This is a genomic window from Acinetobacter sp. YH12136 (assembly GCF_013418545.1).
In the GTDB taxonomy this organism is placed as follows: Bacteria; Pseudomonadota; Gammaproteobacteria; order Pseudomonadales; family Moraxellaceae; genus Acinetobacter; species Acinetobacter towneri.
Map to the genome: position 1 here is coordinate 94,250 of NZ_VPBV01000004.1, position 13,095 is coordinate 107,344.

The following is a 13,095-nucleotide window of genomic DNA, read 5'->3' on the forward strand; positions in this document are numbered from 1 at the left end:
AAATTAATTTTTTTATCATTAGCGAATTGGCTTATAAGCTACAGCTTTAATTTCAATCCGTAAGTGTGGATGAGGGAGTTGATGTACTGCCACCGTAGTACGTGTAGGACCATCATAGTCAAAATATTCTGCATACACTTGGTTATAACGTGCAAAATCATTCATATCGACTAAATAAGCCGAAATTTCAACAATATCTGCTAAGGTTGCACCTTCAACAGCCAAAATATCTGCAATATTTTTAATGACCGCATGGGTTTGTGCACTTATATCCAAATCTGTTACACCCATCTCATCGACTTTTACACCTACGAATGTATTATCTGATAAGCGAGAACTTGTTCCTGAAACAAATAGAAAATCACCAGCACGCTTAATATGTGGAAACTTACCACGTGGTTTAGCTTTGTCTTTTAGTACAGTTGATTTATTTTGCATTTTAGTTCTCTTAATTGACGGAAACAGATACTGAACCAAGTCCATTGATTTCAGCTTGATAGTGATGACCAGAATGCAGAGGAATAGCTGCTGTTGCTGCACCTGCTAAAATAATTGATCCAGCAGGTAGAATTTTGCCTCTTTGTTGTAAGAGTTCAGAAATTTGGATCAATGCTTGCAATGGATTTCCTAGAATTGCAGCGGTCGTACCACTTTCAATGATATGCCCATCTTGTTTTAACAGAACACCCATATTGGACTCAAAATGATCAGTCGGATAGAGTTGCCCCATTACAAATGCTGCTGAAGAAGTGTTATCTGCAACCACATCTTCGAGGCTGAACTTAAATGCTTGATAACGTGAATCAATGATTTCAAGTGCTGGAAAAACACCTTCGATATAGTCAAGGCAATTCGTCATATTTAAAGTGAGATTAATGTCTTTCTTTGTCAAGAAACCAATTTCAGGCTCAATTCGTGGATGAATAAAATCATTCAAATTTATAGAACCACCATCCTGAACTTGCATGGCATCAGTTAGCCCCCCCCAAATCAAATGATTCACACCCATCTGTAGCATTTTGGCTTTACTAGTAAAACCAAGTTTTACACCAATTGATTTTTCACCTTGCTGCTCACGTAGATGCAAACCATACTCTTGAATCTGATAAGCTTGCTCCAAATCAAATAAAAAATTAGTTCGTAATGAAGAAATTTCTTTTTTGTTTAAACGTGTTTGGTGCAATTGTTCAGCACAAGTTTGAATATTCATTACAATCCCTTTTGTTTAATTAAATCTAATGCAACATCTGTAATCATATCTTCTTGCCCACCAACCATTTTGCGGCGGCCAACTTCAAGTAAAATATCTAAAGTTTTCAGGCCATAACGTTTTGCTGCACGTTCTGCATGTAAAAGGAAGCTAGAATAAACACCTCCAAAACCTAGAGCTAATGTTTCACGATCCACACGTACAGGACGTGCCTGTAACGGACGCACAATATCGTCAGCAGCATCCATCAATGCCGTCAAGTCACAACCATGCCTCCATCCCATTTTTTCTGCACATGCGATAAATACCTCTAAAGGTGCATTACCTGCTCCAGCTCCCTGTCCAGCGAGCGAAGCATCAATACGATGTACACCTTCTTCTACTGCAACAATCGAATTCGCAATACCTAAACTCAAATTATGATGAGCATGAACTCCAAGTTGTGTTTCTGGTTTTAATACAGTTTTAAGGGCACGTACACGAGCGCGCATATCCTCCATAAGCATAGCCCCACCTGAATCAGTAATATAAATACAGGTTGCACCGTAACTTTCCATTTTTAGTGCTTCTTGTGCTAAACGTTCAGGTGCTGTCATATGAGACATCATCAAAAAACCAACAGCATCCATGCCTAATTCACGTGCATAATTTAAATGTTGAGCAGCCACATCTGCTTCCGTTGAATGGGTTGCAACACGTACTACACGTGCACCGGACGCATAAGCATTTTTAAGGTCATGTACCGTACCAATTCCTGGAATTAATAAAGTCGCAATTAATGCTTTGTCTACAGATTCAGCAGCGGCAGCAATTAAATCCATATCAGTATGTGAACCAATACCATAATTAAAACTTGAGCCCGCCAAACCATCACCATGCGCTACTTCAATTGAACGCACACCAGCTTTATCAAGTGCAGATGCAATTTGTTTGACTTGTGAAATGTTGTAGCGATGTTTCATTACATGAGCGCCATCACGCAGCGTCACATCAGAAATATATAATTCAGTCATCACATTCTTCCTTATTGAATATTTTTAGCCATCGCATCAGCACAAACTAGAGCCGCTGAAGTCATAATGTCTAAATTTCCAGCGTAGGCAGGCAAATAATGTGCAGCACCTTCTACTTCCAAAAAGACTGAAACTTTTGTACCAGACTTACCTTTTAATTCTGGGAAAAGATCAATCTCATCACTAGGGATAGGATCAAACTGGATATCTTGTTTCAGACGATATCCAGGAACATACGTAGCTACTTCGGCAACACGCTTTTCTATTGCCGTTTTTATTTCATCGTTGCAATTATTGCCAGTAACTAGGCAATACACTGTATCTCGCATTAAAATTGGAGGTTCAGCAGGATTTAGAATAATGATGGCTTTTGAAGACTTTGCACCTCCTAAAACTCGTAACGCTGCAGCAGTAGTTTCAGTAAACTCATCAATATTGGCTCGCGTACCCGGACCAGCTGAATTACTCGAAATTGATGCCACTATTTCCGCATAAAATACGGGAGTAATATCATTTACTGCAGATACAATAGGAATAGTTGCCTGACCACCACAGGTCACCATATTAATATTTGGTGCCGAAAGATTATCTTCCAGATTGCATACAGGCACAGTATATGGACCGATAGCAGCGGGTGTTAAATCAATAACATGAACACCATAAAGCTGTAGTATTTCATTATTTTTGATGTGTGCATTTGCAGAAGTTGCATCAAATACAATTTTTACTTCTTTAAATTCAGGGAGTTTGACCAACCCCTCAACCCCCTCATGAGTGACAGCAGCCCCCATTCGTTTGGCTCGTGCTAGACCATCTGATTCTGGGTCTATCCCGACCATTGCAACAAATTTTAAGTATTTACTGTTGCGCATTATTTTAATCATTAGATCAGTACCAATATTCCCTGACCCGATGATAGCGGCACCAATTTTTTGATTTTCCATAACAATTTCCTTAGATATTCTCAATACATCACTGAATAAAAATACTTGGTTAATAATGAAACCAACTATTCGGTAAACGTGATGTTTACTTCACCTAAATCCTGAATAAATGCAGTAAATGTAGAAGGATTATTAACAGCAACCATTGGCCCTAAAGCACCTGTAAGGATTAAGTCACCTGCTTTGAGTGGATTGCCCCTCTCTGCCATGGTATTGGCCAGCCAAAGTGCGGCTACCAATGGGTTGCCTAAACAAGCTGCCCCATTACCTGATGACACCAATTCACCCTGGGAGTACATCGCCATACCAATTTTGTCTAATGCAACATCTTTTAGAGCTACTGGTTTTTGACCTAATGCCACCAAAGCAGATGAAGCATTATCAGCGATGGTATCCTCAATACTGATTTTCCAGTCTTTTACACGACTATCGACAATTTCAATTGCAGGTAGCAGATAATCAACAGCATTAATTAAATCAATAAGAGTGTTATCGAAGTGAAGTAAATCTTGTTTGAGTACCAAAGCAACTTCTGCTTCGATTTTAGGTTGTAATAAATTAGTCAGGCTAACTGTTTGACCTTCTGCTATGATCATATCTGCAAACAAACTGCCATAATCAGGCTGATCCACACCTAACTGTTTCTGTACAGCCTTTGACGTAAGACCAATTTTCTTACCAACAATTCGCTTGTTTTGTTCATTGATTGCACGATCCAAATTAACTTGTTGGATCTGATAAGCTTCATCCACACTCAGAGAGTCCTTGAATGTTTTACTTAGTGGCAAACATGGCTGAAGATTATTTTTAGCATTCCATAGCTGTTCAGCTACTTGATTAAGAAAATCCATATCAGACACCATTTTTTCCTTTAATATAGTTACTTAGGCCGATTTTTCAGAGTAAATAGAATCGACTTTATTCGAGTGGTCTCGACCTTTAATGAATAATGCGATTGCTGAAATAAGGACTGGTATAGCCAACATAATGAAAATCTGATGAACATTAAAATCAAGCGAGAAGATCAATGAACCAAATAAGGCACCTGTGATCGCTCCTAAGCGTCCTATACCATGCATCCACGACACCCCTACTGCACGACATTGCACTGGATAACTGATCGCAGCCAAAGAAGGTAATGAAGACTGCGCACCAACTAAGGCAGCTCCTGCAAGAAAGATAAATCCACCTAGAAGATAAATATTTTGACTTAATAGCCCCGTGACAATCAGTAGTAATGCAGCCAAGATATACACCACCATCAATGCACGATTCGGATTAAACTTATACATTAACAAACCAATAAGAATAGTACCGAGCACACCACCGAAGGGGAAAATAGCCGTTAGTAAACTATATTGTTCCACACCAAAACCTGCATTTTTCAAGATGGTAGGCATCCAACTTACTAAAAGATAAAATACCAACAGACTCATAAAGCAGCACAGCCATAAGGTAAAGGAAGCAATCATATACTTTGCTGAGAGCACCATAGAAACAGGTTTTGTTTTGTTTGCTTGCTGCTGACTTTCTATTACGGGTAAGCTCAAAGTTATGTCAGGTGATAAATTATAACCTTGAATACGTGCAACAACTTTTTTCGCTTCTGTTTGTTTGTTTTTACGAATCAAAAATTGGATAGATTCAGGTAACATTAAAATCAATATTAATGTTAAAATGATTGGCATCACACCACCTACGACCAAGATTGAATGCCAGCCAAAATCTTTAATCAATAGGGCAGAAAATACACCTCCTAATGCCGCTCCTAATGGGAACATACTCAACATTAAATTAACCATCAAAGCACGACGCTTTTGGGGCATATATTCAGCTAACAGCGTTGCAATATTTGGCATCGCAGCACCTAACCCTAAACCTGTTACAAATCGCCAAAAAGAAAGTTGTGATAAATTCTCAGAAGTTGCAGATAAAAGGGTTGCAACACCAAATAATCCTGTAGTCAGAATAACGATCCATTTTCGGCCTAGTCGGTCAGCTAGTGGACCTGAAATCAAAGCACCCAATGACATACCTATTAAAGCCGCACTTAATACTGGGCCCAAATCCTTTTTAGAAATGCCCCATTCTTCACTAATGGTTGGAGCAATATAACCAATTGCGCCTGCATCCAATCCGTCAGCTAATATAATTAGGCAGCCTAGAATAAAAACGCCCCACTGCAATTTTGACAGTTTCGGACGATCTATAATGGTTTGAATATCCAATGTTTTCATTATCTTCCCTTCTATCCTTGGTTCTACTTTCAATCAATCCATTGCAAACTAAAATTTCACACAAACATTTGTGATTTCTGAATAAGTATTTAGTGAAAAGATACCACCTTCACGACCTAAGCCCGAGCGTTTAGCACCCCCAAAAGGTGTACGCAAATCACGAGAATACCAAGTATTGACCCATACAATCCCTACATGCACCTTACGTGAAAAACGATGGGCTCGACTGAGATCAGTTGTCCAAATACTACAATCCAATCCATAATCACTATTGTTAACACGCTTTAATACCTCATCATCATCCCTAAATGGCGCAATGTGGCAACATGGTCCGAAGATTTCTTCATTTATCACTCGCGCATCGTCAGACAAACCTGTCCATATCGTTGGTAGTACAAACGCTCCTTTATCACGCTCATCTCCAAAAGTTGGCACCTTACCGCCGGTAATTACATTTGCCCCTTCCTGTTCTGCAAGTTTGAAATAGCCGAGTACTTTCTCACGATGCGCAAATGAAACTAATGGACCTAAATTAACTCCTTCTGCATCGGGAAGATTTAAAGATAAAGCCTCTGTCTTTTCTTTAAGTGCCTCAACAAAACGTTCGAAAATACTTTCGTGTACGTACACACGTTCGCTACACATGCACACTTGACCACTATTATAAAAACTGGATTTGAGTACACCTTCGACTGCAGCATCAAAATCAGCATCTGCAAATACAACAGCTGCATTTTTCCCACCCAACTCAAATGACACTTCTTTGACATCATCAGCAACAGTTTTCATGATTGTGGAGCCGGTTTTAGAGCTGCCAGTAAAAGACACAGCATCAATATCGGGATGAGTGGTTAAATAAGCACCCGTCGTAGCACCACGACCATGGATAAGATTAAATACCCCTTTTGGTAGACCTACTGAATCAATTACTTCTGCTAGTAATGTTGCCGATGAAGGAGTTTCTTCAGAGGGTTTACAAACAACTGCATTTCCTGCTGCCAAAGCTGGTGCTACTTTCCATGAAAATAATAATATTGGGAGATTCCATGGTGAAATTACTGCAATCACACCCAACGGCTTACGCACGGTATAATTAAGCAAATGTCCATCTGCCAATTTTGTTTCACAACTTTCACCCACAAAAGATGCTGTGATATCCGCAAAAGTTCTAAAATTAGCAATCGCACGTGGCACATCTAAAGTTCGGGCTAAATATACTGGACGGCCAGTGTCAGCTACTTCAGCAGCTACAAACTCTTCAAAACGAGCTTCAATACCGTCAGCTATTTTACGTAAATACAGTGCTCTTTCAGCTGGAGAGAAATCTCCCCACTCACCCTCAACTGCAGAACGTGCAGCTTTAACAGCACTAGCTACTTGTACTTCATTAGCCTCAGAAATTAAACTAATGGTTTCACCATTAACTGGATTGATGTTGTCAAATGTATGTCCTGAAATAACAAATTTTCCATCGATATATAAAGGCAATATTCCACACTGCATTTTTCGCTCCTGCTTTTAAAATTTCTAAATCTTTTCTTATTGCATGAAGTTTAGGGACTGCTACCAAGTTTCGTAAAATGAATTCATATATTCAACATATAACAAAAAGTTATATCTAAAAATGTGAAATATTGCGAATAATTAAAATAATAAAACAATAAATTCAAATATTTATTAAAATATTTCATAAAATACGGAACTAAAATTATGAAATTATAAGATACACTTATTCTCATTTTATTTTAAAAATAAAAATAGTGATTAACAAATAACAAATAACAAATATAAGCAACTGAATATTATAATTTATTTAAAATAATCCTCATATTGTTTAAAGCATTGTCAACATTGTGTATTTTAACTTTATCTTTTATTTTCATATATTTATTTTAATTTTATCTCAGATATTTCTAAACAGTATAAAGCCCTTGAAATAATATAAGTTTTTAGACTAGATTGATTTCTCCTCCACTAACTCAACACAAGGACGTTGTTATGAATAAGCGTTTATTACTTTCCACTGCCATTCTAGCCAGCATGACGGCAACCGTCACTACAGCAAAAACCACTATTAGTTCAGAACCAGCTAAACAGCCCAATATTATTGTAATTTTGGCAGATGATATGGGATGGTCAGATATTGCTCCTTTTGGCAGTGAGATCAAGACTCCAAATTTGCAAACTCTTGCAGATAATGGAGTAAAATTTACCAATTTTCATGCCACCCCATATTCTGGTCCATCACGTGCTGCTCTTTTGACAGGTACAGATCCGCATCTAGTAGGCGTGGGAAATCTAAGCGAAATCACCACTAAAGAACAACGTGAAGGTAACCCACAGGGCTATGCAGGTTATCTTAATGATAAAGCTGTGACTGTTGCTGAATATCTTAAAGGTGCTGGCTATCATACCATCATGTCGGGTAAATGGCATCTAGGGACTAACGATGAGCAAGATGCAAGTCAGAAGGGCTTTGATAAATCATTTACAATGATACGTGGTGAGTATTATCACTTCCCAAGCCAAACAACCCAAGATGGTAAACAAGTTGTTTATGGTAACTACAAAGACCCGAATGGACTTAAAATGTATCGCCTAAACGGTAAATACATTGATGAACCTGCTAACTTTTTCTCATCAGACAGCTATACCGATTTTTTGATCCAAGAAATTAATAACAGACCTGCTAACAAGCCTTTCTTTGCATACCTTGCTTACACCGCACCACATTCACCTCTCCAAGCTCCGCAAAAGTTCATTGATAAATATGCTGGTATGTACACTGATGGACCGCAAGCGTTAGCGAACAAGCGATTTAATGCAGTAAAAAAGATGGGCTTAATCAATCAAAATGCTACAGCTCCAGAACTTATTGGTACACCTGAGTGGTCATCACTTAGTCAAAAAGAACGTGATGAATTTGCACGTCGTATGCAAGTTTATGCTGCAATGGTCGATAATATGGATGCCAATATTGGGCGTTTGATGAACGATTTAAAAAAACGTGGTGAACTAGAGAATACTGTAATCATGTTTATGTCAGATAATGGTGCAGCAGGGGCTTTTCGTGAAGGAGACAAACGCTGGGGGGCATGGGTTAATGAAACACATAATAACAGTTTCGCTAATATGGGACGTGCTAATAGCTATATCTCCACAGGTCCAGACTGGGCTCAAGCGTCTAACACACCATTTTCATTATTTAAAGGCTACACAAGCGAAGGGGGAATGCGTTCGCCACTTATCATTGCAGGCGCCCAAATTAGCAAAGGTAAAATCTCAGGCAGTTATAGTAACATCACTGATATCACCCCAACCGTACTCGATATCGCTGGTGTAAAGCGAATCACTCCAAATGGTAAAGCCCCAGTAACTGGTAAGAGTATTGTGACACAACTTAAAAAATCTACCACTAAATTTGAAGGCCCGGCACAACCACGAGTGATTGAGAGTATGGGTGGTAAATCAGTACGAATGGGTAACTATAAGGTCCTTTCTACTTCACGGTTTGATACTATTCATGGTCTTACGAGCGATAAAATCGTACAAGATACTTGGCAATTGTTTGATCTAGCTAAAGATCCTGGTGAGACCAAAGACATCGCTAAACAAAACCCACGAATTTTAGAGAAAATGGTCAAAGCTTATGATGATTACGCCAAAGAAGTTGGTGTAGTAGAAGTTTCACCAAGTAAAATTCAATAAACTAAAACTAGCAATAAATCAAAATCTCTAATTTTTTGGGGATTTTGATGTTTTTATCTAAATAAAGCCACTATTCCAATTACAGCAAGAGTCAAGCCATGAGCCAACTAATTCCGACTATTAATACCAATACTAGAAAACCATTTTCCTCGCCAACGCTGAAATTACCACCCTTGCCAAATGGTGAGACTTACCGCTTTCACACTATGCTAAAACCGAGTGGTGCGATGTGTAATATTGATTGCGATTACTGTTTTTATCTCCATAAACAGGATTTATTGCAGCAAGCCGATCACCCCCGTATGATGGACACAGTGCTTTCTGAACATATCCGTCAGTATATTGAGGTACATCAAGGTAATAATGAAGTTACTTTTACCTGGCAAGGTGGTGAACCAACTATCATGGGACTGGCATTTTTTGAAAAAGTAATAGCAATACAAAATGCTTACCGCCCAAAAAATATGCAAATTTATAATGACATACAAACAAACGGTTTGTTGCTCGATGATAAATGGTGTCAATTTTTAAAACAGCACGACTTCATGGTCGGAATTTCAATTGATGGTGACCAAGATCTTCATGATATTTACCGTCGCACTAAAAATGATAAACCAACCTTTAATTTAGTTATGAAAGCTGTAAGTTTATTAAAAGAATATCAAATTCCTTTTAATGTATTGTGTGTAGTCAACCGTCAAAATGCTAAATATCCTCTTGAAGTATATCGTTTTTTACGGGATAAAATAAAGCCACGTATGATACAGTTTTTGGCTGGGGTTGAACCAACTAATTACCACACTCAAGCTCCTTTACTGTGGCAAACAGATAGTTTGCCAATTCAACAAGATATAATTTATCAGCCAATTAATAATAACAAATATTCTAAAAATAACATTCTAGAAGTTGCCGAATGGTCAGTTGAACCTACCGATTGGGGAAATTTTTTAAGTACCATCTGGAGTGAGTGGCTTGCTAATGATTTTGGCAAAGTATTTGTAGACTGTTTTGAAAATACAATTGCTCAAGCGTTGGGTCACGGCTATCAAAAATGCACCACAGCTCCTATTTGTGGTAAAGCGTTAGCCTTAGAATATAATGGGGACTTATATCCATGTGATCACTTTGCTTATCCTGAATATAAACTAGGTAACATTTTAGAAAATCATGAAGGTAACTTGGCATTTAGTAACAAACAACAGCAATTTGGGTATCTAAAACAAAGTACTTTGCCAAACTACTGCAAACAATGTCAATTTTTACCCCTTTGTTATGGCGATTGCCCAAAAGATCGCTTTGTTAAAACCCCTGATGGTGAATTAGGGCTTAATTATTTATGTCAAGGCTTTAAAATCTACTATAGCAAAATAATACAAGATTTGCCTAAAGTTAAGGAACAACTCTGTTATCTATAATAATTATATTATCTGTATATGTTAAGGATGGTTAAATTTCGCTTTAGTTCTTGATTTATATTCAAGGAAAGTTATTATTTGATCAATAAACTTGACTCTTGCCGAGAAAATCGATTTGGATTCAATTTTATGGGAGTTTAACAACGCAGGCTATATAAGCCTATAATCAGATCAAAGTTCATAATGTAGCAATGAGAATTATGGAAATTTCGTACAAGACGTAATTTGGTCATGAGTGGAACTTGTTAGGATCATAATGTTGCGGAACCCTTTCTTAGTAGTTTAAAAATGAGAGAATTAAAATGAGGTTCTATAAAACACAACAAATAGCTCGTGCAGATGTATGATTATATCGCGATGTTTTACAATCGAATTAGGCGCAATTCTCATCTGAATAGGATCAGTCCAGAAGACTTATGTCTAGGATAGTGGGATGCTGACAACAACCCATTTTTATTAATCAGAATATAGAGCAGTGCCATTTTTTAAATGATGGAAGATTAGAAAAGATATAGGTGAAAATGACTTTCTAGATCAATTATAAGTTTTATTGTTTGTAAAAAAAGCAAGTAATTTAACTTCGTAATATCCAAAAACAAACATCACCCCCACCGAATAGTGAGCTTGATGTGACTAAAATTTTGGTGGCTATTCACTATACTTTCAAAAAATTCTCATTTATAAAAAATTCTAAAATATAATCAAACATATTTTCACCCAAAGCATTCAATATTTTCCTAGAAATTATATTCTATATTTTTCATTTCCAACTACTAAAATCAATTAAATTAAATAATCTGTTACATAAATTAATTTTTATTAACTATCCCCGTAACCTACTAATAAAAAATATATTAATTACTAAGTCTGTATATAAAAATGGCTAAATCTGTAAAGAAATTAGGGCTTTACTAAAGCTTTTTTAATGGTAAAACTGTAATGAAATAATAAGCTCTGTATGAACAGGAGTGAGCATGCTAAACAATCAGCTAGATAATCAAATTAAAATAATCAACATGCTAGAGCTATTTATTTTTGAAAAAATCTGCTCGACTCCATTTTTAGGTTCCCATGAATCTATCCTCATGGCATCTAATGAAGAAGATTTAAGGAAGGCAATATACACCTTGATTGATGAAGGTTATTTCCAAGAGTTGGAAGAAGATAAAATCAAAAGGCTTTGTAACAAACCTGTTAAAGTATTTTTTCCGGATAAAGAAGGAAATGATCAAGTTGCAAAGCTTGATTTCGAATATCGCCCCAAACATTATCACGAAGTACTTCAAGCTATTCGTAAATTTAGATTCTCACTTAAAGCTAATGCTTTAGAAAATATTCAAACTGAACTCAAAGCCATTCGAACTGCTTATTCATCACATGCAGATTGCATGAATCAGAAAAATCTCCCCCCTATTTTAAGGGACTTTTTAGAACAAGGGGTCTCTAATTCCTTCAAAAAATATAATTTTCAGCGCATACGCAAACAACCCTTTTACAACTTTGTAGAAAATTATATTCAGAATTATAGAGGTCAAAAGTTTAATAGTTTAAACCAAATATACATAGACTTAGATTTGAAAGTGAGTGCAAGAATTTCTCAATCCATCCAAGATGAGATTAATCACTTAGAAAGTTTATTAAGAACTATGTTAATTAAACATAAAGAATGCTTGATCTTTACTCATAATAAAGCCATTGTACCGTTATCTGTTCCTGAACAAATGACATTACTTAAACAAGGCAAGCCTGTTTCGTCTACGTCATTCTATTCATCGCAGAATCTTACTGATTTTTATGAGCAGTTTGAATCGTTTAATGATAGGAAGGAAAATATTGAAAGTAGAATTAAAACTTTAAAAAATGAACTAAAAACTTTTAATAACCCCAAAGTTCCCTTTGAAAGAAGCAAGGCTTACTTAAATGAAAGACCCGACCTAAAAGAAAAACTCAAGCAAAAATGCATAGTTCAAAAAAATCCTAGCATATCTTTATCATTTCCCCCGTTGACGAACTTTTAGTGATCTCTAATGTTTTATTTTTTCCTTGATTAGTCCAAAACTAATCTACAAGGAGTAAAAATGAACACATCAATCGCTACTATCCAAATGCTTAGACTTCATGAGCTTATCAAACTGATTGGTTTATCTCGGTCATCAATTTATGACCGGCTAAACCCGCGCTCGAAACGTTACGACCCTGATTTTCCAAAACCAATTAAGCTAAATAGAGCTTCACGTTGGTTACTCAGCGAAGTTGAGGAGTGGATTAGAAACAAAATGTCCAGCCGAAATCGAGCTGCTTCGGTGAGCTAATTCTGTACAAGCAGTTTCTCAAAAACATGCACGATTCGCGCAACTTTTGAGTTTAGCTCTTCGGATTCGCTATAGGTTTGGATTACGGTATTTATATCATTTATATACTATTTATATACTATTCAATTATTTAAATGTATTTAATACAGTTTGAATGATTGGATCAATGTTCATATAAATACAAGTACTGAAAACATCTATCACTTAACCGAATGATATTCCCGCATGGGCACTGCCTTAGCACAGTGTCCAAGGG

At 36.8% G+C, this 13,095-nt stretch carries 11 protein-coding genes; 4 read left to right on the plus strand and 7 right to left on the minus strand.

What is annotated here, in order from left to right:
- Positions 1–18: 18 nt before the first annotated feature.
- The 7 genes from FTU71_RS03325 to FTU71_RS03355 form a co-directional block, all read right to left on the minus strand.
- Entirely contained in the window at positions 19–438 is a 420-nt protein-coding gene (locus tag FTU71_RS03325) for a RidA family protein (RefSeq protein ID WP_180111388.1), read from the minus strand.
- Between the two features lie 10 nt (positions 439–448).
- Positions 449–1,210, minus strand: a complete 762-nt coding sequence (locus tag FTU71_RS03330) for a 2-keto-4-pentenoate hydratase (RefSeq protein WP_180111398.1) — start codon at positions 1,208–1,210, stop codon at positions 449–451.
- Complete coding sequence (gene dmpG, locus FTU71_RS03335) at positions 1,210–2,223, minus strand: 4-hydroxy-2-oxovalerate aldolase (RefSeq protein ID WP_180111400.1); 1,014 nt, start codon at positions 2,221–2,223, stop codon at positions 1,210–1,212. Before dmpG ends, FTU71_RS03330 begins: the two co-directional genes overlap by 1 nt.
- Positions 2,224–2,234: 11 nt before the next feature.
- On the minus strand, positions 2,235–3,167 hold the full coding sequence (locus tag FTU71_RS03340; protein ID WP_180111403.1) for an acetaldehyde dehydrogenase (acetylating): 933 nt from the start codon (positions 3,165–3,167) through the stop codon (positions 2,235–2,237).
- 65 nt (positions 3,168–3,232) lie between these two features.
- Positions 3,233–4,027: a 2-keto-4-pentenoate hydratase gene (locus FTU71_RS03345; protein WP_373684929.1), complete on the minus strand. Its 795-nt coding sequence runs from the start codon at positions 4,025–4,027 to the stop codon at positions 3,233–3,235.
- Positions 4,028–4,051: 24 nt separating this feature from the next.
- Complete coding sequence (locus tag FTU71_RS03350) at positions 4,052–5,404, minus strand: aromatic acid/H+ symport family MFS transporter (protein ID WP_180111414.1); 1,353 nt, start codon at positions 5,402–5,404, stop codon at positions 4,052–4,054.
- A gap of 48 nt (positions 5,405–5,452) precedes the next feature.
- The gene (locus FTU71_RS03355) at positions 5,453–6,907 is read right to left on the minus strand and encodes a 2-hydroxymuconic semialdehyde dehydrogenase (protein ID WP_180111416.1); all 1,455 of its coding nucleotides are present in this window, start codon (positions 6,905–6,907) and stop codon (positions 5,453–5,455) included.
- Positions 6,908–7,402: 495 nt separating this feature from the next.
- Between FTU71_RS03355 and FTU71_RS03360 the strand changes: the two genes are divergently transcribed.
- From FTU71_RS03360 to FTU71_RS03375, 4 genes are all read left to right on the plus strand, one after another.
- Complete coding sequence (locus tag FTU71_RS03360) at positions 7,403–9,112, plus strand: arylsulfatase (protein ID WP_180111418.1); 1,710 nt, start codon at positions 7,403–7,405, stop codon at positions 9,110–9,112.
- Between the two features lie 98 nt (positions 9,113–9,210).
- On the plus strand, positions 9,211–10,527 hold the full coding sequence (locus FTU71_RS03365; protein WP_180111420.1) for an anaerobic sulfatase maturase: 1,317 nt from the start codon (positions 9,211–9,213) through the stop codon (positions 10,525–10,527).
- A 974-nt stretch (positions 10,528–11,501) separates the two neighbouring features.
- Positions 11,502–12,545 carry a hypothetical protein gene (locus FTU71_RS03370; RefSeq protein WP_180111422.1) on the plus strand — a complete coding sequence of 348 codons (1,044 nt, stop codon included), beginning with the start codon at positions 11,502–11,504 and terminating at the stop codon, positions 12,543–12,545.
- Positions 12,546–12,605: 60 nt separating this feature from the next.
- Positions 12,606–12,839, plus strand: coding sequence for an AlpA family transcriptional regulator (locus tag FTU71_RS03375; protein ID WP_079283084.1), 234 nt, complete (start codon positions 12,606–12,608; stop codon positions 12,837–12,839).
- Positions 12,840–13,095 lie beyond the last annotated feature (256 nt).